This window comes from Micromonospora sp. NPDC005163 (genome assembly GCF_053599835.1).
Window position 1 is genome coordinate 15,228 of the sequence record NZ_JBSFYP010000008.1, and the last position, 22,832, is coordinate 38,059.

Genomic DNA, 22,832 nt, shown 5'->3' on the forward strand with positions numbered 1-22,832 from the left:
CACGTCAGCCGTCCGCCGGTTCAGCGTGCGACGTCCGCGGGGACCGGCCGGTGCGCGGACGGGGCGGTGGCACGCCCTCGGTGTCCACGGACGGCGCGACGCCCTCGGTGCCCACGGACGGCGCGACGCCCTCGGTGCCCACGGACGGCGCAATGCCGTCGGCGGCCAGGGACGGCGTGATGCCGGCGGCGTCCGGCGGTGTGGCCGGCTCCTGCCGTTCCATCAGGGCGGCGAGCCGCCGTAGGCCTCGGTGGGCGGCGGTCCGGACGGCGCCGGCCCGGCGGCCCAGCACACGGCCGGCGGACTCGGCGTCCAAGCCGATCACGGCCCGCAACAGGACCGCCTCGGCCTCGCGGGGCGGCAGGGTGGCGATCAGGGCCAGCGCAGCCTCGGTGCCGATCGTCTCGCCCGCCCGCTCGGCGGTGTCCGCGTCGCTGGCCAGGTCGGCGAGCGCCTGCACCGGAACGGGCAGCGACGGTCGGCGCCGCAGGCGGCGCAGGTGGTCCATCGCCCGGTTGCGGGCGATGGTGACGGTCCAGGCGCGGAACTCGCCGCCGGTGAAGCTGGGCAGGTCGCGGGATATCTGCAGCCAGGTCTCCGAGGCGACGTCCTCGGCGTCCGCGCCCACCAGGGCGGTCAGATAGCGCAGCAGGCCGGGTTGGAGGCTGCGGTAGAGAAAGCGGAAGGCGTCCTCGTCCCCGTCCTGCGCTGCGGTGACCGCCTCCGACAGCTCGCCGGTCATCCGCGGGCCACGGATCGTCCGGGACGCCCCGGCCTGATCCACCGCACCGGAGCATTCCGGGCGGCGTGGACCGTCGGCCAGACCAGCTCCCGCACCGCACCGCCCCTCCGCCGAACGTGATCGCGCCCGCGCCCTCGTTGGTCGGGGGCGGGAGGTCTGGACCAGCGCCACGGCGGTCTCTTCTCGACGCACTGCCCCCCCGGCCGGCCCGAGCCGGGCTAACGCTAGGAGGGAACCGAAGGGGGCGACAAGTCAGCACCACGTCACGGAAGAGTGACAATTATCTAGTCCCGTCGCACGGCGCGTCGTCGTAACGCCCGGCGACCAACGGACGCTCCGCACGCCAGGAGGCGTCTCCGCGCCGCCGCCGGGCAAGCGTACGCCGCCGTGTGTCGGATTTCGTCACAGGGTGTCGTCGAAGCGTCACAGACCGGGCCGGGTCCACACAGGTCAGACCGGATGGACCGGTGAGTACGGCCACCCGGCCGACCAGCCGCGGCGCGACGTTCCGCGCCTCTCTGGGTACGGTAATGCCGTGTTGTCATCGGAGGTCGTGCTCAGCGGTCGCTACCGCCTGGACGAACGTGTCGCCACTGGCGGCATGGGCGACGTTTGGCGCGCCTCTGACCTGGTCCTCGGTCGGCAGGTCGCGGTCAAGGTCCTGCTGCCAGCGCTGGTCTCCGACCCCGATTTCATCGCCCGGTTCCGGGCCGAGGCGCGGATCATGGCGGCGCTGCGGCACCCGGGCATCGTGCAGGTCTACGACTGCGGCGAGGACGACCTGCCCGACGGCGGCCGAGCCGACTACCTGGTCATGGAGTTCGTCGACGGCGAGCCGTTGTCCAGGCGGATCGAGGCGGCTGGCCGGCTCGACGTGGCCGAGACCATGTCGATCGTGGCCCAGGCGGCCCAGGCGCTGAACGCGGCACACCGCGGCGGCATCGTGCACCGCGACGTCAAGCCCAGCAACCTGCTGGTGCACGACGACGGCACGGTCGTCCTGGTCGACTTCGGCGTGGCCCGTTCCACCAACGTCACCAGCATCACCAGCACCAACGCGGTGCCAGGCACGGCTCTCTACATGGCACCCGAGCAGGCCGCCGGCCGGCCGGTCAGCGGCGCCACCGACATCTACGCCCTGGGCGCGGTCGCTTACTGCTGCCTCACCGGCGGGCCGCCGTTCACCGGCGACAACCCGCTCCAGGTCGCCGTCCGGCACCTGGACGACGAGCCGCCGGAGCTGCCGCACGACATTCCAGAGTCGGTCCGCGCGCTGGTGTCCCAGGCACTGGCCAAGGATCCGCTCGATCGGTTCAGCAGCGGCGCGGCGATGGCCGAGGCGGCCCGGTTGGCGGTGACCGGCGGCGAGCCACCCACCGCGATGGTGACGGCGGCTACCCCGCTGCGCGTCGCCGGACCGGGCACCCGCACCGACGTGCCGCTCGGCGCGGCGGTGGCCGGTCGTCGGCACCGCCGTGGTCCGCTGGTCGGCGCGGCCGCGGCCGCTCTGGTCGCGCTTGTCGGCCTGGGCGCCGCCCTGGGCGCGGCGCGAAACGCCGGCGAAGACCCGGCGATCACCGTGCCGACGACCGCGCCTGCGGTGGTGCCGACCGAGCAGGTCGATCTGCCGGTGGCGAACGACGAGGTCACCGTGGGTCCGGTCCGGCCGAACAGGCCGAACGTCCCCGCCAACAGGCCGTCGGCCTCCGTGACCGCGACGCCGAACGCCCAGCCCAGCGGGTCGGCCAGCCCACCGGCGCCGACCCCGAGCGCCACCACCGCGTCACCGACCGATCCGGCGACCACCCCGACCAGCGATCCACCGTCACCCTCGGCCGAGCCGTCCACCACCACGAGCCCGCCGCCGGCCAACCCGGAGGATCCGACCGGCTGAGCCGGCCGGCGCGGAGGGCTCGGCGAACCTCACCAGCACCGATATCCCCAAAACGGACTTACGTCGCCGAAGACTCCTCTAGGCTCTCAGCAGGTCATTTCCACCATCTGCCGCGGGAGCCGGGGTGAGCGCTGAGAAGTTGGTTGTGATCGGCCAGGGGTACGTGGGACTGCCGTTGGCCATGTGAGCCGTCGAGGCGGGGCTGGACGTGGTCGGGCTCGACGTCGACGCCGACCGGCTGGGCCGGGCGCTGGGCAGCGGCCGCTACCACCCGAGCACCGAGTACACCGACGCCGAGGGCTTCGACATCTGCGTCATCACCGTGCCCACCCCGCTGCGGGACGGCACCCCCGACCTGAGCTTCGTCGAGCAGGCCGGCATCGCAATCGGCCCGTACGTGCGGCCGGGCAGCACCGTGATCCTGGAGTCCACCACCTATCCGGGCACCACCGAGGAGCTGCTGCGACCCCTGCTGGACTCGGCCAGCGGCCTGCACAGCCCCGGCGACTTCCACCTCGGCTACAGCCCCGAGCGGATCGACCCGGGCAACCCGACCTGGCGACTGGAGAACACCCCGAAGGTGGTCTCCGGCGTGGACCAGGCGTCGCTGGACCGGGTGGACGGCTTCTACCGGCGCCTCGTGGAGCACACCGTGCCGGTGGACTCCACCCGGGTCGCCGAGCTGACCAAGCTGATCGAGAACACCTTCCGCCAGGTCAACATCGCGCTGATCAACGAGCTGACGATGCTCTCGCACCACCTGGACATCGACGTCTGGCAGGCCATCGACGCGGCAGAGACCAAGCCGTTCGGCTTCCTGCCGTTCCGGCCCGGCCCCGGCGTCGGCGGGCACTGCCTGCCGATCGACCCGTGCTACCTGTCCTGGCAGGTCAAGCGTCGCCTCGGTCGACAGTTCCGGTTCATCGAGCTGGCCAACGACGTCAACCACGAGATGCCCGAGCACGTCGCGCAGCGGATCATGGCGGGGCTGAACCGGAGTGGCCGCGCGGTCAGCGGCGCCCGGCTGCTGCTGCTCGGGCTGGCGTACAAGAAGAACACCGGCGACACGCGGGACTCCCCCGCGGTCGACGTGGCCCGGCGGTTGCAGGCCCTCGGCGCGGAGGTCCACGCGGTCGAGCCGTACGCCGAGGCGCACCACATCCCGGCCGGGGTGACCGTGGTCGGGCTGACCGAGCGTGAGGTGCGGGCGGCCGACGGGGTGGTGGTGGTCACCGACCACGATTGCTTCGACTACGACCTGGTGGTCCAGCACGCCCGCTACGTCTTCGACACCCGCAACCGGTGCGCCGGCCCGGTGGTCGAGCGCCTGTAGACCCGGCACCGCTGGCCGGTCCCGCCGCCGGGGAAGACGGCGGGGCCGGCCGGCGGATGTCCGTCCGCGTCGCCGCCGGTCACTGGTCGCCGAGCGCCTCGACGACCGGCCGGGACAACGCCCGGCGAGCCGGCAACACCGAGGCGAGCAGGGCGGCCAGCACCGCGACGCCGAGGATCAGCCCGAGCTGACCGAGCGGCAGCACCACGTGGAACTCCCCGCCGAGGCGGGCCAGCAGGGCCATCGCGGCGGCGCTGACCCCGGTGCCCAGCCCGACCCCGAGCACCGCGCCGACCAGCGCCGTCAGCACCGCCTCCAGGGCGAGCATGGCCCGCATGCGCCCCCGGGTGAGCCCGACCGCCCGCAGCACGGCGTTCTCCCGGGTGCGCTCCACCACCGACAGACTCAGCGTGTTCGCCACACCGACCAGGGCGATCACCACGGCCAGGCCGAGCATCGCGGTGACGAAGGCCAGCACCATGTCCACTGTGCCGGTGAGCATCTTCTTGTACGCGCCCTGGTCCAACAGGTTCACCGTCGGGTAGCGGCCCAGCACCGCCTCGATCGCGTCCCGGGCCTGCTCGAGGTCCACCCCGGCGGCGGGATCGATCTCGGCGAGGAAACCCCGCTTGTCGGGAAAGAGCACGGCGAAGTCCGCGTCGGCCATGTCGATGACGTGACCGGCGGGCACGCCGCTGGCGGGCGCGTCGTCGGTGACCACCGCGGCCACCCGGAACGGTCGTCCCCGGACGGTGACCGGGGAGCCGACCCGCCAGCCGCGCGCCTGCGCCAGCTCGCGACGCACCAGCACCTGCCCCGGTCCGAGCCGACCGACGTCACCGGCGAGCACACCGGTCAACGTCCGGCCGACCAGGGCCGGGTGGGCGGCGCGGAACTCGACGCCGGCGGTGACCGTGCTGAGCTGCTCGTGCACGACGCCCAGCTCGGGGCGGGCCGCCAGCTCACCGGCGAGCGGAGCGGGCAGTTCCTGGCCGATGCCACTGACCACGAAGTCAGTTCCGATCTGCGCGTCGACGCTGCGCTCGATGCCGTCCTTGGTGCTGCGCGCACCGACCACGAACGCCGACACCAGTCCGATCCCGATCACCAGGGCGGTGGCGGTCGCGGCGACCCTGCGCGGGTTGCGGACCGCGTTGGCCACCGCCAGCCCGGCGGTCGCCCCGGCCAGGCGGCGGGCCGGCCAGCCGAAGGTTCGGACCAGCGCCGGGACGAGCACCGGCCCGAACAGCACGATCCCGAAGAAGGCCAGTACGCCGCCGACGGCCACCAGCAGCAGCTGACCGGCGCTGGCGGCGCCGGCGAGTGCGGCGACCCCGGTGGCCAGCACCACCGCGCCGAGGGTCAGCCGGAGCCGACCGGCGCCCCGGCTGGGCTGCACCGCGGCGTCGGTGAGCGCCGCCACCGGGGCGACCCGGGTGCCGCGCCAGGCCGGCAGCATCGCGGCGCCGACGGTGAGCACGGTGCCGAGCAGCAGGCTGGTCAGCACGGTCGAACCGGCCACGGTGAAGCCGCCGGAGACGGGCACGTCCAGCCGGGACATCAGCAGTCGCATCCCGCCAGCGAGGGCCAACCCGAGCAGCACCCCGAGCGCGGAGGCCACCATCCCGACCACCGCCGACTCCAGCAGGGTGGACCGGAAGACCTGCCCCCGGGTGGCGCCGACCAGCCGGAGCAGCGCGGTCCGCCGGGTGCGTTGCGCCAGCACGATCGCGAAGGTGTTGGCGATCACGAAGCCGGCCACCACCACGGCGACGCCCACGAAGATCATCAGCAACATGGTGAACTGGTCCAGGTCGCGGACCGCGTCGTCGACGGCCTCGTCGAGGATCTGCGTTCTGCTCTTCACGCTGGTGTCCGCGCCCACGATGGCGCGCACCCGGTCGGCCACCGCCGTGGCGGAGGTTCCCGGCCGGGCCGCCACCATGATCCGGCCGTACCCACGCTCGCCGGTGACCGCGAGCGCGTCCGGGCCGACCAGGCCGATGAACGGCCCACCGATGTCGCGTGCGGTGTCGGCCACGTCGACGGTGCCGACGAGGGTGTACGGGCGGGCCGCGCCCCCGGTGCCGCCGATCCGGACCGGGGCGCCGAGGGTGAAGCGCTCCTCGGCGACCGTCGGCGCGTCGAGCACCACCTCCCCGGCGCGGTCGGGCAGCCGGCCGGCGACCACGTCGTACGAGCGCAGGGCGTCCTCGGTGGGGATGGCGGCGAGCACGGCGTAGCCGAGTACCGGCCGGCCGTCGGTGCCGACGACCCCGCCGGTGCCGATCAGTTCGCCGGCGGCGGCGGCCACCCCGTCCACCGTCCGGACCCGGTCGACCAGGCCGGCGGGCAGCGGCCGGTCGCCGGCCGGGTAGACGCCCAGGTCGGTGTGCCGGTCGAAGGTGCCGGCCCGGTCGTACGCGCCGGCACGCATCCCGTCGACGAGGATCAGGGTGCCGGCGATGAACGCGACACCGAGCACGACGGCCAGCGCGGAGAGCAGCATCCGCAGGGCCTCGGCGCGCAGTGAACGCAGGGTCAGGCGGATCATCGCGGCACCGCCCCCGTGCCGGCGTGGGGACGGGCCGGGTCGAGACCGGCGAGGGTGTCCAGCACCTGCTCGGCGGTGGGCGTGGCGAGGTCGCCGACCAGCCGCCCGTCGGCCAGGAAGACCGCCCGGTCGGCGTGCCCGGCGGCCACCGGGTCGTGGGTCACCATGATCACGGTCTGGCCCAGGGTGTCGACGGCCTCCCGCAGCAGCCGCAGTACCTCCGCCCCGGAGCGGGAGTCCAGGTTCCCGGTCGGCTCGTCGGCGAAGATCACCCACGGCTTGGTGATCAGGGCCCGAGCCACCGCGACCCGCTGCTGCTGGCCACCGGAGAGTTCCGCGGGTCGGTGCCGCAGACGGTCGGCCAGCCCCACCGCCGCCACCACCTGGCGCAGCCAGGCCGGGTCGGGCCGCCGGCCGGCGATGGCCAGCGGCAGCACGATGTTCTCCTCGGCGGTCAGCGCCGGCAGCAGGTTGAACTTCTGGAAGACGAAGCCGACCCGGTCACGGCGCAGCAGGGTGAGCCGCCGGTCGTCGAGCCGGCCGAGGTCGGCCGCACCGATGCCGACCGTGCCGGCGCTCGGCCGGTCCAGCCCCGCCAGGCAGTGCATCAGCGTCGACTTGCCGGAGCCGGACGGACCCATGATGGCGGTGAACCGGCCGGCGGCGACATCGAGGTCGACCCCGTCGAGCGCGACGACCGCGGCGGGGCCACTGCCGTAGCGTTTTTCCAGGCCACGGGCGGTGACCGCGACGCCGTTGCCGGCGTGGGTGGGAGGTGCGAGGGACATGGGGGCTCCCCGGTCAGGGTGCGGATCGGACCCCTCCGACGCTATGGCCGGCGCGAGTCAGTCGATCTCCACCTGCGCGCTCGACCTGTGTGCGTCCCGGGTCGCGGTGCGCCCGCCGTCGCGTACGACCCAGGTCGTACGCCGGGTCATCCGCCGGGCGTGACCAGCCCGCTCTCGTACGCCAGCACCACCGCCTGGACCCGGTCGCGCAGCTGGAGCTTGGCCAGGATCCGCCCGACGTGGGTCTTCACCGTCGCTTCGGCCACGTGCACCTGGGCGGCGATCTCCGCGTTGGACAGCCCCTGCGCGACCAGCAGCAGCACCTCCCGCTCCCGCTCGGTGAGTTGCGCCAGCCGGGGGTCGGCCGTGGGGCCGGCGCCGAGCTGCCCGGCGAACCGGTCCAGCAGCCGCCGGGTGATCGACGGCGCGACCACCGAGTCGCCCTCGGCGACCACCCGGATCGCGGCCAGCAGTTCCTCCGGCGGGACGTTCTTGAGCAGGAAGCCGCTCGCCCCGGCCTGCAACGCGGCGAACGCGTCCGCCTCGGTGTCGAAGGTGGTCAGCACCAGCACCCGGGGAGGGCCGGCGGGCCGGTCCGCGCAGAGTCGCCGGGTCGCCTCCACCCCGTCCATGGTCGGCATCCGGACGTCCATCACCACCACGTCGGCCTCGGTGCGGGCGAGCACCCGAAGCGCGTCCGCGCCGTCGATGGCCTCGCCCACCACCTCCAGGTCGGGCTGGGAGTCCAGCACCATCCGGAACCCGGCGCGCACCAGCGCCTGGTCGTCCACGATCACCACCCGGACCGTCATGCCGCGATCACCTCCGTTGCGGGTTCCGACGGTAGCGGCAGCCGGACCTCGAGCTGCCAGCCCCCGGCCAGCCGGGCGCCGGCGGTGAGGGTGCCGTCGTACACCGTCACCCGCTCGCGCATGCCGAGCAGGCCGTGACCGCCGGACGGCGCCGGGCTGACCACCGGCCGGCCCCGACCGTCGTCGACCACCCGGACCACGACGGCGTCGGCGCTGTACGCGAGGGTCAGCTCCACGCCGGCGCCGACGCCGGCGTGCTTGAGCGCGTTGGTCAGCGCCTCCTGCACCACGCGGTAGATGGTCAACTCCAACCCGGGTGGGAGCGGCGGCGGCTCGCCGTCGACGGTGTGCCGGATGCGCAGCCCGGCGTCGCGGAACCGGGCCAGCAGGTCGGGCAGCTCGGCCAGGGCCAGGCGGCGGTGTTCCGGGTCGGCGGCCACCACGGGCCCGTCCGGGCCACCCGCGCCGGTCGGGCCGGCGTCCCGCAGGACGCCGACCAGCCGGCGCATCTCCTCCAGCGCCTGCCGGCCGGTGTCGGCGACGACCTTGACGGCGGTACGCGCCTGCTCCGGGTCGCGGTCCAGCATGAACCGCGCGCCGTCCGCCTGGACGATCATCACCGCCATGCTGTGCGCCACCACGTCGTGCAGCTCGCGGGCGATCCGGGTGCGCTCCTCGGCGACGGCCGCCCGGGACTCGGCTTCCCGCCCGCGTTCCAGGGTGCTGGCCCGCTCCTCAAGACTGAGCACGTAGAGGCGGCGGGTCCGCACGTTCAGCGCGGCCAGCCAGACGGCGCCGGTGACCAGCGCGTACCACAGCGCGGTCGTCCACCAGCTCATGACGCCCCGGGTCTGCGCGGCGGCGAGCAGCACGCCCACGGCGGCGACGGCGCCCGCGAGCACGCCGTCGCGCAGCCGCTCGCCGTACTTCACCACGCTGTAGAGGGCGATCAGGACGGCGACGTCGAAGGCGAGCGGACCCCACTGGGCGATCACCTGGACCAGGGCGAGCACCGCGACGGCCACGGTCACCGCGCCCGGGTGCGAGCGGCGGAACAGCAGGGCCACCGCCATCCCCACGCCGACCAGGGTGGCGGCCCAGCCGCCCGGCTGGTTCGCCGCCCCGGCCAGGCCGAAGAGGACCACCAGGCCGGAGACGGCCACGTCGAAGGCGACGCCGCGCAGCGGGCGACCGAACATCGTGCGTCTCACGGTCACCCAGCGTACGTGCCGGGTGTCGGATCCCCTCCGCCGTCCCGGTCGGGCTGCCCCAGCTCCGGGGCGCGGTGCGGACGGGGCCGGGCGGGCCGGCTCAGCGACCGAGGACCTCGCGCATGCGGTCGATCTCGACGGTCTGCTCGGTGGCGACCGAGTTGGCGAACTCGCTGAGCGTCAGGTCGGAACCGACCGTGAGCAGGTCGGTGGCCATCTCGATGGCGCCCTGGTGGTGTTCGGTCATCATCCGGACGAAGAGGCGGTCGAAGTCGGCGCCGCGGGCGGCGGCCAACTGACGCATCGCCTCCGGTGACTGCATGCCGCGCATGGTGCCGTGATCGTGCCCCGGGGCCTCGGGCGAGAGACCGCGGGTCTGCAGCCAGCCGCGCATCATGCCCATCTCCGGCCCCTGGCTGGCCCGGATCCGGTCGGCGAGGGCGCGGATGCCGGGGTCGGCGGCCCGGTCTGGGGCGAGTTCCGCCATCTCCAGGGCCTGCGCGTGGTGCGGAATCATCATCCGTACGAACATGGCGTCCAACGCGTTGTGCGGGGCCGGGCCCGCGTCGCGGACCTCGTGGGCCGGGCGGGTGGCCGCCGACTCGCCCGGACGGCCCGGCACGATGACGGTCAGGTCGGTGGGAACGGGGCTGGCCGCCGGTGTCGAGGTGGCGGGCGCGGAGACCGGCTGCGCGGCGCTTGTCCCGGGGTCTCCGCCCGCGCGGACCAGGACGAAGGCCACCAGCGCCAGCACGATCGCCAGTGTGACGACCGCCAGTGTCCGTGCGCGCCGACTGGTCATGGGCCACTCCCTGGGGTCGAGGTCATCGCGATGTTATCCATTGAGGAGAACGATGTGATGTGACCCAGATCACATCGATGCTCGTCATCCGGCGGTAAGGTGTCGACCATCGTCTCCCCCTTGCGAAGGGCCTCGCCGATGATCAGACTCCACATGCCACGGTTACGACAACTCCGGATCGTCGGCCTCGCCGCGACCGGTCTCCTCGTCGCCAGCGTCCTCGTCGCCCCGGCAAGCAACGCCCAGGTCGTGCCGCAAGCGGCACCGGCGGCCGCCGCCACGAACACCATCCCCGGCGTCGATGAGATCGTGAGCAGCCCCAACCTGCGCCAGATCGCCAACCTGCCCAAGGTCGCTCCCCTGGACGCGACGAACAGCGACATCGCCTTCCAGGGCAAGTACGCGTTCGCCGGCAACTACAACGGCTTCGTCATCTACGACATCTCGCGGCCCAGCGCGCCGAAGGTCGTGTCCCGGGTGCTCTGCCCGGGGTCGCAGAATGACATCTCCGTCCACGGTGACCTGCTCTTCCTCTCCACCGACTCGTCCCGCAGCGACGACTCCTGCAACAGCACCGCGCAGGGGGCGGACGTGAAGGAGTCCTGGGAGGGCATCAAGATCTTCGACATCAAGAACAAGGCCAACCCGCGGTACGTCAAGTCCGTGGAGACCGCCTGCGGCTCGCACACCCACACCCTGGTGCCGGGCAAGAGCAGCAAGACGGTCTACCTGTACGTCTCGTCGTACAGCCCGCGGGCCGAATTCCCGGACTGCCAGCCGCCGCACGACTCGATCTCCATCATCAAGGTGCCGGTGAAGAAGCCCACCGACGCCTCGGTGATCGCCGCGCCAAACCTCTTCCCGGACGGCGGATTCCCGGGCAGCGGCACCGGGTCGGCGACGACCGGCTGCCACGACATCACCGTCTACCCGGCCAGGGACCTGGCCGCCGGCGCGTGCATGGGTGACGGCATCCTGCTCGACATCCGCAACCGGGAGGTCCCCCGGGTCATCAACCGCGTGCGGGACACGGTCAACTTCGCGTTCTGGCACTCGGCCACGTTCAACAACGCCGGCACCAAGGTGATCTTCACCGACGAGCTGGGTGGCGGCGGCGCGGCGACCTGCAACGAGGCCATCGGACCGAACCGGGGCGCGGACGCCATCTACGACATCACCGGTCGCGGCGACGCCCGGACGATGCACTTCCGCAGCTACTACAAGATTCCCCGCAACAACGCGGACACCGAGAACTGCGTGGCCCACAACGGCTCGCTGATCCCGGTGCTCGGGCGGGACATCATGGTCCAGGCGTGGTACCAGGGCGGCATCTCGGTCTGGGACTTCACCGACTCGGCCAACCCGAAGGAGATCGCCTTCTGGGAGCGCGGGCCGCTCTCGGCCGACACGTTCGTCGGCGGTGGCACCTGGTCCGCGTACTACTACAACGGACACATCTACTCCAACGACATGGTGAAGGGCCTGGACGTCCTGGAGCTGAACGACTGGCGCACCTGGACGGCGAAGCTGGTCAAGTACAAGGAGCTCAACGTGCAGACCCAGCCCAGCTACCTGAGCCGGTAGGCACCGAGCACTGAACCGGTAGGCACCGAGCACGACGCCGGGCCCGGTCCCCGAATCCCGGGGGCCGGGCCCGGCCACGTCACGAGCGGGTGCGTACGCCGGGGAGTCAGCTCATCGGCAGCTGGTAGCGCCGCTCGCCGCCACCGGTCGCGGTGACCAGCCGGACCTCGCCGCTGCGCAGGCCGTACGTGACGGACCAGCGGGTGTGCCCCTGGCGGACCGACGCCAGCACCCGGTGCGCCGCGGCGGCGTCCACCACCCCACCGGCCCGGGTCAGGGCGGTGGCGATCTGCCCGTACCGGCGGTCCTCGCGGCGACGCTGCTCGGGCACCCCGGCGACCGGCACGTTGGTCAGCGCCTGCCAGCCGCCCGTGCCCCGCTCCACCCGCAGCTCACCATCGACGAACTCGATCACCGCCGAGGCTCCGGTCGCGTCGGCCAGCAGGTAGTGCAGTGGCGGCCCGCCGTCGAAGTCGAGGTTGTGCCGGGTGAACACGGCGATCGCCTCGTCGACCGTGGCGGCCCGGTCCAGCACCAGCCGCAGGATTCGTACCGAGCCGACGGTGGGCTTGCCCGGGTCGGGGCGGGCCGTCGCGGCGTCGTCGGCGGCCAGCCCCACCGCGAGGCCCCGCTCGTTCATCCCGTCGAAGGGCAGCAGCGGCGCGTTGAGCAGCCGCCGGTCACCGGCCGGGTCCGCGCCGACCCCGAGGTAGGAGATGTCGACCAGCGAGACGGCCGCGTACCCGTGGGGCGGATCGGTCCGCAGCACCAGCGCCGGGTTGGCGTCCCAGTCGAAGTTGCGGGCGAACACCGGCCGGGCGGGGTCGCCCGCGGCGACGAACAGCGAGCAGCCGAACGGGCTGGGCGGGGTGGCGTCGGTGCCCACCGTCGGGTCGTACGCCCCGACGTAGGTCATCTCGTACAGCGGCAGGTCGTCCACCCGGCGCAGGCTGGCCAGGGTCTGCGCGGCCTGGGCCGCGTCCTGCCGGGAGGCGGTCGGCGTGGCCGGGGGCACCGGCGGCGCGGTGAGCAGCGGGCCTCCGGACCTGGGTGTGGTGCAGGAGGTGAGGGCGAGCAGCAGGGCCGTCGTGACGGCCGGCAGGGTCCTGCGCATATCCGTTGGACGCTATGGGACCGATCGACGGTTGTCCACCGCGCCGGTGCGGTCTGTCGGATTCCGTCGCCGCGGTGATCCGGCCGGTCCATGCCCGGCGACCCGTGGACCGCACCGGTGCCTATGGGACCGGTCACCAAGGCGGTCGCAGCGGAGGCGGCCGACGGGACATTGTGCCAGCGTGATTCGACGTGAAACTTGCCGTCGGCGCGCCGCCCGCCCCACCCGAGCCGACCACACGCCGGCGTCCCCAGCCGCTCGACCTGGTGGCGGTGTTCCTCGCGGTGGCCGGCGCGGCCTGCGCGCTGGGCCGGCTGCTGCCCCGCGCCGAGACCACCGCCACCCTGCACCGGATCCTGCCGCTGCTGCTCTTCCTCGGCTCCGTGATCGTGCTGGCCGAGCTGACCGCCGTGGCGGGCGTCTTCGACGTGCTGGCCAGTCGACTGGCCCGCGCCGCGCGGGGCAGCTGGGCGGCGCTGTTCCTGCTCTGCGGCGGCCTCGCCACGCTGACCACACTCGTGCTCAACCTGGACACCACCGCCGTGCTGCTCACGCCGGTGCTGCTCGCGCTGGCCCGCGGCCTGCGCGTCCCGGCCGCCCCGCTCGCGGTCACCACGGTCTGGTTGGCCAACACCGCGAGCCTGCTGCTGCCGGTGTCCAACCTGACCAACCTGCTGGCCGCCGACCGGATCGGGCTGGCGCCGCTGGCCTACGCGGCCCGGATGGCGCTGCCGCAGCTCACCGCGGTCGCGGTCACCATGGCGCTGCTCTGGTGGGCGTGGTGGTGGCGGGACCGGCCGGCCGGTGGCCGCTTCGTTCCACCCGCCCGCCACGTGCCGTCGGATCCGGTGCTGCACCGCACCGCGCTCGCCGGCTGCCTGCTCTTCGTCGCCGGCATCCTCGCCGGCGTGGAGATCGCCCTCGCCTCGACGGTCGCCGTCGCGGTGGTGCTGCTCGGGTTCGTGGTCCGCTCCCCCGCGACGCTGCGCCCGGGGCTGGTGCCGCTGCGGCTGCTGCTCTTCGTCACCGGCCTGTTCCTGGTGGTGCAGACCCTCGGCCGGTTCGGACTGGACGACCTGGTCGCCGGGCTCCTCGGCGCCGACGGCGGAGCGCTCGGCGCGCTCCGCGCCGGTGGCACCGGGGCGTTGCTGGCCAACGCGGTGAACAACCTGCCGGCCTACCTGGCCGGCGAGTCGGTGCTGCACACCGGTGACGGGACCCGGCTGCTGGCGCTGCTGATCGGCACCAACATCGGGCCGCTGGCCGCACCCTGGGCGTCGCTGGCCACCCTGCTGTGGTTCGAGCGGTGCCGGGCGGCCGGGGTGGCGGTGCCGGTGACCTGGTTCGTGGTGACCAGCGCCCCCTGCTGGCGGTCACCGGCACGCTCGCCGCGGTCGGCGCGCTGCTGTTGACGAGCTGAGCGCCGGTCACGCCACCGCCGGGGAGCGGGCCGGCGTCACGCGGCGGCCCGCTCCACGGCGAACATGAAGCAGCCGTACACCACGTTGCGACTGTGCAGCTCGTACACGGCCGGGTCGGCGAACAACTCCGCGATCACCGCCTCCGGGTCGGTGCCGTCGTGCAGGCGACCGCCGTGGATCCGGCCCTGCCGGTCGTACGCCCGCAGGACCTGGGGTCGCCCCCGCCAGTCCGGCGGGTGGCCGCCCGCCGGCTCCGGTCCCGGACAGGCGACGGCGTGCGCGAAGACCGGGCCGACCTCCCGGTACGGGCCGGCGGCGACCGGCGGCGCATAGCCGAAGAGCAGCAGCGCCTCCCCCGCCTCGGCGTCGCGCAGGCAGCAGCGCAGCGGTTCCCCGCCGCCCGCCGGGAGTACCTCGACGGGTCGGTCGGCGGCGTCCCGGCGGGTACAGCGGACGGTGTCGAGCGTCCCGGCCGGCAGGGCGCGGATCAGGAAGGCGGTGCTGGTCGTCATGCGTCCAGCCTGGCCCGGCGACGACGCGGGTGCTGGCGGTGATCGGACCTGGCGCTGGGCGCCAACCGGTCAGTCCGGTGCGCGGTCACGCCTCGGGCAAACGGTCAGCCGACCGGCGACCGGCGGGGCGGCCGGGGGCCGACCAGCCGACGGACGATCGGCGCGGCGTTCCACTTCGCCGCCCCGACGAGGTCGCGGGCGTGCTCCAGCACGGTGTAGTCGGGTCGGGTCAACCCGTCGGCGATGGCCCGGTCCAGGTCGTTGCCGCACCGGCTCAGCACGGTGTCGAAGTCGCGGCGCACCGGCTCGAGCAGGTCGTAGCCGAACGAGCGGTGCAGCCGGGCGAACAGCGGCTTGTACAGCCGGACCCGCTCGTGCAGGCCGGTGGAGTAGGACATCGGGTTCTTGGGTCGCTGGCGGACGTAGTCGGGCAGCACGTCGGCGAACGCCCGCCGGACGATCCACTTCTCCTGCCCGTCGCGCAGCTTCAGCCCCAGCGGCAGGCGCATCGCCAGCTCCACCACGCTCAGGTCGAGGAACGGCAGCCGCGCCTCGACACCGTGCCCCATGGCCGCCCGGTCGACCCGCTGCAACTCGGTGCGGCACAGGTTGCGGATCCGGTGCAGGAACAGCCGACGGGACGCGGCAGCCTCGACCTGGTGGTACATCGGGTACCCACCGAACAGCTCGTCGGAGCCGTCGCCGGTCAGCACCACCTTGACGCCCAGGGCGCGCAGCCGCCGGAAGATCGGCACCGAGACCACCGCGTTGATGATGTCGCCGTACTCGGTCAGCTCGGAGATCCGGATGGCCTCGCGTACGTCGGTCAGCCGGATGTCCCGCGGGCGCAGCTCGATGACCTCGTGCGGCACACCGAGGTCGGCGGCGAACCGCCGCGCGTACGCCACGTCCGGGCTGTCCGGCACGCCGACCGTCACCGCCACGCAGTCCGGGTGCACGTCCCGCACCTGCCGCAGGGTCAGCGAGCTGTCCAGCCCGCCGGAGAGCACCACCCCGACGGTGAGGTCGGTCTCGACCCGCATCCGGATCGCGTCGGTCAGCGCGGCACGGACTAGCAGGGCGGCCTCGTCCGGGTCGTCGACGACCGGCAGACCGTCACCGAGGGTGAGCAGGTCAACGTACGGTCGCAGCCGCACGTGGCCGTCCGGGTCCGCCCAGCCGTGGTGTCCCGGCGGCACCTCGGCGATCGGTGCGCCGTGCCCGACCAGCGCCTTGACCTCGGAGGCGAGGTGCAGGCACCCGGGCTGCCGGGCCCAGTACAGCGGCTTCACCCCGAGCGGGTCGCGGGCAAGGTACGCCCGGCCGATGCCGCGTTCGACGACCACGAAGGCGTACTCGCCGCGCAGCCGGGTCACCGCCGCCTCGCCCCACTGCTCGAACGCGACGAGCAGCACCTCGGTGTCGCTCTCGGTGCGGAACACGTGCCCGAGCCGGGTCAGATGCGCGCGCAGCTCCCGGTGGTTGAAGATCTCGCCGTTGAAGCAGAGCAGCCAGCGCTCGTCGATCGAGGTCCACGGCTGTACGGCCCGGTCCCGGTTCACCACCCGCAGCCGGCGGGTGCCGGCGAGCAGCCCGCTCTCCGAACGGGTCTCGGTGACCTCGCCGCGAGCGGCCAGGACGGCGAGCATCCTCCGGAAGGTCGTCGGGTCGGCCTCAGGGCCGATGCTCAACGCGATACCGCACATCGGCTCAGACCCCCATCTCGGTCTCGTACGCCCGACGCAGCCGACGCCGGGCGGTGGGCGCCAGGCAGAGATGCCAGGCCTGTCCCTCGTCGATCACGTTGAGCTCGCCGGCCTCCTGCCGGGCCAGCAGCAGCTCGCCGAGCGCCTCCCGCGCGCCGAAGCGCTCGTACCAGGCCAGCTCGACGTCCATCGAGTAGCCGAGGCAGTGCCCGCTGGGCAGCATCGCGGCGTAGCCCATGCGGCGCAGGCGGTACTGGTGCTCGGCGCTGCGGACCAGACTGGTCACCCACAGTGGCGGGGTGGCCGGCGGCGCCGCCGCGGCGAACTCCCGCCCGATGTCGTTGAGCAACGCGACCACCTCCCGCCGGGCCCGCCGGAAGAGGAGCCCGGCGGTGCGCGGGGTGGCGTCCGGCCGCAGTCGGCGACGCAGCCCCCGCGTGGCCCGGCCCAGCATGGTGGCGGGCTGCTCCTGGTAGCGGAAGCGCAGCAGGTCCCGCCGGCGCAGCCACTCCAGGTCGACCAGGTCGGCACTGCCGTTGACCTGATCGTCGGTGACGAAGGTGGGGGCGTCCTGCCACCACAGCACGTCGATGCGGGAGAGCAGGTAGATCCGGACCAGCGCGGTGAGGTCACCAGCCGAGGTGCGCTCGTTCGGCTGGTAGCGCGCCATCTCCAGCAGCAACGTCTCGCGCGCGCCGATCAGCCCCTGCGGGGTGGCGTCGAGCACCGCGGCGAGCGCCGGTTCGCGCAGCCGTTCGTCGATGAGCACCTGACGGGCGCGTGTGCTGGTCGCGTCGGCCAGGGCACCCACCTCGACCAGCAGGTCCGCGACGGCCGCCCGATAGGCGGCGAGGTCCGGCGCGGTGGCGGGGAGGCGGCGGGGGGCGGTGCCGGAGGGTCGGCGGCGAGCCGGGGCGGTGGGCGACACGGGCGGACCGGGCTGCTGTCCTGGGCTACGGCTGGGCACGCGCATGACGGGGTCCCTTCTCCGGTCACGACTCTGGGTGGATCGCCCTGAACACACCGTAATCAAGCGGGACCGGAATGGGGCGAACAATCCTCCTATCTGCCCCGAAGGGAGCGGCGGGGCTGACGCGCGGCATGCGGCTCCGGCGGTGACGAACCACCGCCGGAGCCGGCGGGGAAATCAGTCGCCGTCCGCGGGCACCAGGCCCTGCACCGTCGCGTACGACGGCAGCCCCGGCGACGCCGTGAACCCACCGGCAGCAATCGCGTCGGCGGTGGCGACGACGGTGGCCAGCGCGGCCCGGAACAGCAGCGAGCCGGTGCTGACCCGGGCGACCCCGGCCCGCCTCAGCTCGTCGAGCCCGGGGCCGCCCGGTTGGTACAGCGCGTTCAGCGGCGCGTCGATCCGTTCGGTCAGCATCCGCAGCGTCGCCAAGTCGACGGCGCCGGGGACGAAGATCCCGTCGGCGCCGGCGGCGCGGTAGGCCCGAGCGCGGGCCAGGGTCTGCGGCAGCGGATCGGCCACCCCGAGCCACCAGGTGTCGGTGCGGGCGTTGACGAACAGATCGGGCACCGCCGCCTTCACCGCCGCGATCTTGTCGGCGGTGCACTCCGGATCGGCCAGGGTGCCGTCGGCGCGCCCGTCCTCCAGGTTGATCCCGACCGCGCCGAGCCCGGCCAGCTCGGCCACGTACCCGGCAACCGCCGCCGGATCGTCGGAGAAACCGGCCTCCACGTCGACGGTGAGCAGGACCGGCAGCCGGGCGAGCCGGCGGGTCAGGGCCAGGGTCTCCGCGCCGGTGGCCGCCACGCCGTCGGGGCGGCCGGCGGCCGCGGCGACCCCGAGGCTGGTGGTGCCGATGGCCGGATGGCCGCCCGCGGCCAGTGCCGCCGCCGAGGCGTGGTCCCAGGCGTTCGGCAGCAGCAGCGGGCGGTCGGTGTGGTGCAGGGCGTGGAACGCCGCACGGCGGTCGGTCATCGGACCGTCACCTCCAGGATCGTCGGAACGCGCAGGGTCGGGTGTGGCTCGTGGCGCAGCACGACGTCGGTGCGTAGGCAGCGCTCGCGCAGCACGTCGAGCACCCCGGTGGCGAGGGCCAGCGCGTGCCGGTCGCCGGGGCAGCCGCGCTCCCCCGCGCCGAACGTGAGCCGCCCGGCCCTGGGCCGGCCGGGCCGGAACGCGGCCGGCTCGGCGAACGCCTCCGGGTCACGGTTGGCGGCGTCGAACCGGAGCAGCACGGGGCTGTTCGGCGGCAGGTCCTGGCCGCCCAGCCGTACCGCGGCGACGGTGACCCGTCGGGTGGCCCGCACCGGCGGGTCGAGCCGCAGCACCTCGGCCAGCAGGTCCGCCGTCGCCACGCCGGCCAGCGGATCCATCGCCCGCTCCGGGGCCGACGGGCCGGCGGACGCGCGGCGGGCGGGCGTGGGGAGCAGGTGGTGGGCGGCGGCGCCGATCAGGCCGGCGGTCGCGTCGCAGGCCTGGACCAGCAGGCCGATCAGGTTCGCCCGCACCTCCGGCCGTGCCGGTGGGCAGAGCTCCAGCAGCGTGGCGACCGCCCGGTCGGCCCGCCGGACCAGCGCCGGGTCGACCCCGGGGTGGTACGCGGCGGCGACGGCCGCGACCGCCGTCCCGGCGGCGGCCGGATCGGTCAGGCCGAGCCGGCCGGCCAGCACCCGTAGCGGAACCGGCCTGGCCAGTTCGCGCATCACGTCGAGGTGCGCACCGGCATCGTCCAGGGCGGCGGTGGTCCGTCGGGCCGCCTCCTGCCGTAGCTCGTCCGGGTCCAGCGCGGACAGTGCGGACGTCCCGATCGCGCGACGCTCGGCGTGCCACTCGGGCGGGCTGAACCGGCTGACCGCGCCGCGTAGCCAGGCGAGGGTGCCGGGCGGCCCGGTGTCCACGGGCGGTACCTGGAAGGCGGGATCGGTCAGCGCGGTCCGAACGTCGGCGTGCCGGGTCACCCACCAACCGCCGCCGGTCTCGAACGTGGGCGGTCCGCACGCCGGCGTCTCGGCAGCGGGCGGAACAACGGGCCAGTCATCAGTCACCGCCCGACCGTAGGACCCGAACCGTTCGCCCCTCACCGAACAATCCCGTCGCCCGCACCGCCGCGCCGCGCCGCCCACCAAGATCGTGCTTGATCGTGGATCGAGTGGCCTGCGGGCCTGGGGAAGCCACTCGATCCAGGATGTTGCGTCTGCGGCTCCCTCTGCCACGGCGTCCCCGGGGTTCAGGCGCGGCCGCTGGTGGTTGGCGCAGGCGGCGTGGGGCTGAGGGCGTGTTCGGGGATGTTCAGGGTCGCGGCCAGGGCCGATCGGCCGGTCGGGGTGAGGCGGACAGCACGGCCGGCGCCCCGGGTCGTCCAGCCCCGCTCGCCGAAGCGACGGCAGAGCGCCGCGCCGAGCGCCCCTGCCAGGTGCGGCCGGCGCTCGGTCCAGTCCAGGCAGTCGCGCACCACCGGGCGCCGCGCGGTGCGCAGCACGTCCACGGGTACGCCCAGCCCGGCCGCCCACGCCCACCCGTCGGGCGTCAGCGTCAGCCCGCTGGCCCGGTCCAGCCGCCCGTCGGCCAGCAGCGCGTCGTACATCAACACGCCCAGCCGCCCGGCGAGGTGGTCGTAGCAGGTGCGGGCGTACGCCATCGCGGCACCAGCGGTGGACGCCCGCAGCGAACCGGTCGGCGCGGGTGGGGTCGGGGCGTGCCCGGCCAGGCCCTCGATCAGCTGGGCCACCGACGGCCCGGCCAGCCGCAGGTAGCGGTGCCGGCCCTGCCGCTCCTCGACCAGCAGCCCACCCCGGACCAGCCGGGTGAGGTGGTCGCTGGCGGTCGACGGCGCGACCCCGGTCCGGCGGGCCAGCTCCCCGGCGGTCCAGGCGCGGCCGTCGAGCAGCGCGAGGCAGATGCCGGCCCGGGTGCCGTCGGCCAGCAGGGCGGCCAGATCGGCCATCCCCCGGCCCTCGGTGACAGCGCTCATCTCCCCATCATCGTCCTGCCCAGGGGCGTACCAGCCAGCAGGGTCCGGCATCGGCGGTCTTTACAACGTTGTATCCATCGTTGTAGAAACGGTGGACACACCGCTCCTGTCGATGCACCGCCAACCTCCCCCGAGGCAGGTCCACATGCGACATCTCCGCCGTGGCGGCGCGCTCGCCGCCGCGCTCGGTCTGATCCTGACCGCGACCGCACCCGCTCCCGCCGCCGGCTCTGACGGCCCGTCCCGCTACCGCAACCCGATCTCGACCGCCGTCGGCGACACCTTCGCCGACCCGGTCATCGTCCGCGGCGACGACGGCTTCTGGTACGCCTACGGCACCACCGACCCGCTCCGCGAGGGCGAGCGCGAGTTCCACCGGGTGCCCACCACCCGCTCGGCCGACCTGGTCGACTGGACGTACGTCGGCGACGCGTTCGGCCCCGACCAGCGCCCGCCGTACGCGGCGCCGGGCGCGGCATTCTGGGCGCCGGACGTGCGCCGCCTCGGCGACCGGTGGGTCATGTACGTGACGGTCACCGACACCACCGTCTCCACCGAGGGCAGCGACTACGCGATCGGTGCGGCGACCGCGCCCACCCCGACCGGGCCGTGGACCTTCGCCGCTGAACCCGTCGTCGCCCCGCGTCCCGGTGGTGGTGGCGGCTACCTGTGGACCATCGACCCGAGCCAGTTCACCGACGTCGACGGCCGCAGCTACCTCTACCACGGCAGCTACTACGGCGGCATCTCGGTCACCGAGCTCAGCCCGGACGGTCTGACCGCGGTCGGCTCGCCGACCCTGGTGGCGATCGACAACAAGTTCGAGGGCAGCTACGTGCTGCGCCACGACGGCTGGTACTACCTGTTCGCCTCCACCGCGAACTGCTGCGCCGGCCCCGCCACCGGCTACTCCGTCCAGGTCGGACGCGCGCGCAGCCCGCGCGGCCCGTTCACCGACCGCGACGGGGTCGCGCTGACCGCGTCCCGGGCCGGCGGCACGCCGGTGCTCAACCAGAACGGCAACCGGTGGATCGGCACCGGGCACAACGGGTTCCTCACGGACCTGTCCGGCCAGGACTGGATCGTCTACCACGCGATCGACCGCGCCGACCCGTACCTGGACGAGCCGTTCGGCATCAACGAACGCCCGATGCTGCTGGACCGGCTCGACTGGATCGACGGCTGGCCGACGGTGAACGCCGGCGCCGGCCCGTCCGACGGCAACCGACCCGCACCGGTGACCACCGGCCGGGTCGACGACCGGTTCGACGCCGCCGGGCTGTCCGGCTGGCGACGTGGCGCCGGCGAGTGGCGGGTCACCGACGGTCAGCTCACCGGCAGCGGTGCGCTATCCAGCCGTACCACTGTCGGCGGCGACGTGCGGGCGGAGGCCGACCTGCGGTTGACCGGCGCGGCCACCGCCGGGATCACCCTCGGCGGCCGGGTCGAGGTCCGGGTGGACGCGGCCGGCGGCCGGCTGGTGGCCAGCGACGGCGACCGGCGTGCCACCGCGCCGCTGCCCGCCGGGCTCGACCTGGCCGCCCGGCACAACCTGGCCATCGAGGTACGCGGCCAGCAGCTGGTCGCCGAGCTGAGCCCGGCCCGCCTCGGTGATCAGCTCGCCGTGGTGTCGCTGCGACTGGACCGTCCGGTCGCCGGTCGCCCCGGACTGGCCGCCACGGGCGGTCCGGCCGTGTTCGACAACGTCAGCGTGGCCCGGCTGTACCAGCCGGCAAAGCGGGCGGTGCCGGAGCCCCGGGTCGGCGCGCCGCTGCGGGCGTACTCCGACGAGTTCGGCGACGGGCTCGACGGCGGCTGGCGGTGGGTGCGCGAGGACCCGGCGGCCACCGTCGCCGGCGGCGCGCTGAGCTGGCCGGTGCAGAACGCCGACCTGACCGGCACCGGCAACACCGCAGGGGTGCTGCTGCGTGACGCGCCGCGCGGCGACTACGTGGCGGAGACGAAGGTGATGCTGGACCTGGGCGAGGAGACGGTCCGCAACTACCAGCAGGCCGGGCTGGTCGCGTACGTGGACGACGACCGGTTCGCCCGGCTGGCCCAGGTGGCGATCTGGAACACCCGGCAGGTCGAGTACGGCTACGAGTTGCCCTTCGCCGGCCAGCCGGTGTACGGCGGCAGCATCGTCGGCGCCCCGGCCACCACCACCTGGCTGCGGCTGGCGCACCACGTCGACCCGGCCACCGGAGAGCACGAGTTCCGGGCCGGCTCCAGCCGGGACGGGCGGAGTTGGACCTGGGGTGCGGTGTGGACCTTCCCTGCCGACACCACCCCGCGCATCGGGCTGGTCGCGCATGGCGGCGCCGTGCCGCCGGTCACCGCCGAGTTCGACTACCTGCGCTTCTATCGCTGACGCAGTCGGGGGCCTCCGTCCCGAGGACGGAGGCCCCCGAGGCCGGT

At 74.0% G+C, this 22,832-nt stretch carries 17 protein-coding genes and 1 pseudogene; 5 read left to right on the plus strand and 13 right to left on the minus strand.

Annotation, left to right across the window (positions count from 1 at the left end; translation table 11 throughout):
- Window positions 1-4: 4 nt before the first annotated feature.
- Window positions 5-742 carry an RNA polymerase sigma factor gene (locus tag ACWD6N_RS08485; protein ID WP_387322370.1) on the minus strand — a complete coding sequence of 246 codons (738 nt, stop codon included), beginning with the start codon at window positions 740-742 and terminating at the stop codon, window positions 5-7.
- Window positions 743-1,277: 535 nt separating this feature from the next.
- Here ACWD6N_RS08485 and ACWD6N_RS08490 point away from each other — a divergent pair.
- Entirely contained in the window at window positions 1,278-2,636 is a 1,359-nt protein-coding gene (locus ACWD6N_RS08490; protein WP_354962189.1) for a serine/threonine-protein kinase, read from the plus strand.
- A gap of 124 nt (window positions 2,637-2,760) precedes the next feature.
- Window positions 2,761-3,969: pseudogene (locus ACWD6N_RS08495) on the plus strand (nucleotide sugar dehydrogenase).
- Window positions 3,970-4,048: 79 nt separating this feature from the next.
- Here the strand turns inward: ACWD6N_RS08495 and ACWD6N_RS08500 are convergent.
- The 5 genes from ACWD6N_RS08500 to ACWD6N_RS08520 form a co-directional block, all read right to left on the minus strand.
- Window positions 4,049-6,523 carry an ABC transporter permease gene (locus ACWD6N_RS08500; protein ID WP_354962190.1) on the minus strand — a complete coding sequence of 825 codons (2,475 nt, stop codon included), beginning with the start codon at window positions 6,521-6,523 and terminating at the stop codon, window positions 4,049-4,051.
- The gene (locus ACWD6N_RS08505) at window positions 6,520-7,311 is read right to left on the minus strand and encodes an ABC transporter ATP-binding protein (protein ID WP_354962191.1); all 792 of its coding nucleotides are present in this window, start codon (window positions 7,309-7,311) and stop codon (window positions 6,520-6,522) included. The genes ACWD6N_RS08500 and ACWD6N_RS08505 overlap by 4 nt, the downstream gene beginning before the upstream one ends.
- 146 nt (window positions 7,312-7,457) lie before the next feature.
- Entirely contained in the window at window positions 7,458-8,123 is a 666-nt protein-coding gene (locus ACWD6N_RS08510; RefSeq protein ID WP_354962192.1) for a response regulator transcription factor, read from the minus strand.
- Window positions 8,120-9,340 (minus strand): sensor histidine kinase, encoded by a 1,221-nt coding sequence (locus ACWD6N_RS08515; RefSeq protein ID WP_354962193.1) that lies wholly within the window; start codon window positions 9,338-9,340, stop codon window positions 8,120-8,122. The genes ACWD6N_RS08510 and ACWD6N_RS08515 overlap by 4 nt, the downstream gene beginning before the upstream one ends.
- Before the next feature lie 94 nt (window positions 9,341-9,434).
- Window positions 9,435-10,136, minus strand: a complete 702-nt coding sequence (locus tag ACWD6N_RS08520) for a DUF305 domain-containing protein (protein ID WP_354962194.1) — start codon at window positions 10,134-10,136, stop codon at window positions 9,435-9,437.
- Between the two features lie 138 nt (window positions 10,137-10,274).
- On the opposite strand from ACWD6N_RS08520, the gene ACWD6N_RS08525 reads away from it, so the two are divergent.
- Window positions 10,275-11,720: an LVIVD repeat-containing protein gene (locus tag ACWD6N_RS08525; RefSeq protein ID WP_354962195.1), complete on the plus strand. Its 1,446-nt coding sequence runs from the start codon at window positions 10,275-10,277 to the stop codon at window positions 11,718-11,720.
- Window positions 11,721-11,826: 106 nt separating this feature from the next.
- Here the strand turns inward: ACWD6N_RS08525 and ACWD6N_RS08530 are convergent, their stop codons facing one another.
- Window positions 11,827-12,834 carry a linear amide C-N hydrolase gene (locus ACWD6N_RS08530; RefSeq protein WP_354962196.1) on the minus strand — a complete coding sequence of 336 codons (1,008 nt, stop codon included), beginning with the start codon at window positions 12,832-12,834 and terminating at the stop codon, window positions 11,827-11,829.
- A gap of 191 nt (window positions 12,835-13,025) precedes the next feature.
- On the opposite strand from ACWD6N_RS08530, the gene ACWD6N_RS08535 reads away from it, so the two are divergent.
- Window positions 13,026-14,246, plus strand: a complete 1,221-nt coding sequence (locus tag ACWD6N_RS08535; protein WP_387322366.1) for an ArsB/NhaD family transporter — start codon at window positions 13,026-13,028, stop codon at window positions 14,244-14,246.
- A gap of 44 nt (window positions 14,247-14,290) precedes the next feature.
- Here ACWD6N_RS08535 and ACWD6N_RS08540 read toward each other — a convergent pair whose 3' ends face one another.
- The 6 genes from ACWD6N_RS08540 to ACWD6N_RS08565 form a co-directional block, all read right to left on the minus strand.
- Window positions 14,291-14,767, minus strand: coding sequence for a DUF1203 domain-containing protein (locus ACWD6N_RS08540; RefSeq protein ID WP_387322364.1), 477 nt, complete (start codon window positions 14,765-14,767; stop codon window positions 14,291-14,293).
- A gap of 104 nt (window positions 14,768-14,871) precedes the next feature.
- Window positions 14,872-16,473, minus strand: a complete 1,602-nt coding sequence (locus ACWD6N_RS08545) for an asparagine synthetase B family protein (RefSeq protein ID WP_450004636.1) — start codon at window positions 16,471-16,473, stop codon at window positions 14,872-14,874.
- Between the two features lie 4 nt (window positions 16,474-16,477).
- Window positions 16,478-17,446, minus strand: a complete 969-nt coding sequence (locus tag ACWD6N_RS08550) for a DUF5715 family protein (RefSeq protein WP_354962200.1) — start codon at window positions 17,444-17,446, stop codon at window positions 16,478-16,480.
- Window positions 17,447-17,620: 174 nt separating this feature from the next.
- Window positions 17,621-18,418: an isocitrate lyase/PEP mutase family protein gene (locus ACWD6N_RS08555; RefSeq protein WP_354962201.1), complete on the minus strand. Its 798-nt coding sequence runs from the start codon at window positions 18,416-18,418 to the stop codon at window positions 17,621-17,623.
- Window positions 18,415-19,488 (minus strand): cytochrome P450, encoded by a 1,074-nt coding sequence (locus ACWD6N_RS08560; protein ID WP_354962202.1) that lies wholly within the window; start codon window positions 19,486-19,488, stop codon window positions 18,415-18,417. Before ACWD6N_RS08560 ends, ACWD6N_RS08555 begins: the two co-directional genes overlap by 4 nt.
- Window positions 19,489-19,670: 182 nt before the next feature.
- A complete protein-coding gene (locus tag ACWD6N_RS08565) occupies window positions 19,671-20,414 on the minus strand; it encodes an ArsR/SmtB family transcription factor (protein WP_354962203.1) in 744 nt (247 codons plus the stop codon).
- Between the two features lie 145 nt (window positions 20,415-20,559).
- Between ACWD6N_RS08565 and ACWD6N_RS08570 the strand changes: the two genes are divergently transcribed.
- The gene (locus ACWD6N_RS08570) at window positions 20,560-22,785 is read left to right on the plus strand and encodes a family 43 glycosylhydrolase (protein WP_450004637.1); all 2,226 of its coding nucleotides are present in this window, start codon (window positions 20,560-20,562) and stop codon (window positions 22,783-22,785) included.
- The last annotated feature ends 47 nt before the right edge of the window (window positions 22,786-22,832 follow it).

Excerpts from the sequence above, each read along its gene's own strand:
- ACWD6N_RS08485 (WP_387322370.1), bottom strand. The coding sequence starts at position 742 with ATGACCGGCGAGCTGTCGGAGGCGGTCACCGCAGCGCAGGACGGGGAC.
- ACWD6N_RS08500 (WP_354962190.1), bottom strand. The coding sequence starts at position 6,523 with ATGATCCGCCTGACCCTGCGTTCACTGCGCGCCGAGGCCCTGCGGATG.
- ACWD6N_RS08505 (WP_354962191.1), bottom strand. The coding sequence starts at position 7,311 with ATGTCCCTCGCACCTCCCACCCACGCCGGCAACGGCGTCGCGGTCACC.
- ACWD6N_RS08510 (WP_354962192.1), bottom strand. The coding sequence starts at position 8,123 with ATGACGGTCCGGGTGGTGATCGTGGACGACCAGGCGCTGGTGCGCGCC.
- ACWD6N_RS08520 (WP_354962194.1), bottom strand. The coding sequence starts at position 10,136 with ATGACCAGTCGGCGCGCACGGACACTGGCGGTCGTCACACTGGCGATC.
- ACWD6N_RS08525 (WP_354962195.1), top strand. The coding sequence starts at position 10,275 with ATGATCAGACTCCACATGCCACGGTTACGACAACTCCGGATCGTCGGC.
- ACWD6N_RS08530 (WP_354962196.1), bottom strand. The coding sequence starts at position 12,834 with ATGCGCAGGACCCTGCCGGCCGTCACGACGGCCCTGCTGCTCGCCCTC.
- ACWD6N_RS08540 (WP_387322364.1), bottom strand. The coding sequence starts at position 14,767 with ATGACGACCAGCACCGCCTTCCTGATCCGCGCCCTGCCGGCCGGGACG.
- ACWD6N_RS08545 (WP_450004636.1), bottom strand. The coding sequence starts at position 16,473 with ATGTGCGGTATCGCGTTGAGCATCGGCCCTGAGGCCGACCCGACGACC.
- ACWD6N_RS08550 (WP_354962200.1), bottom strand. The coding sequence starts at position 17,446 with ATGCGCGTGCCCAGCCGTAGCCCAGGACAGCAGCCCGGTCCGCCCGTG.
- ACWD6N_RS08555 (WP_354962201.1), bottom strand. The coding sequence starts at position 18,418 with ATGACCGACCGCCGTGCGGCGTTCCACGCCCTGCACCACACCGACCGC.
- ACWD6N_RS08565 (WP_354962203.1), bottom strand. The coding sequence starts at position 20,414 with ATGAGCGCTGTCACCGAGGGCCGGGGGATGGCCGATCTGGCCGCCCTG.
- ACWD6N_RS08570 (WP_450004637.1), top strand. The coding sequence starts at position 20,560 with ATGCGACATCTCCGCCGTGGCGGCGCGCTCGCCGCCGCGCTCGGTCTG.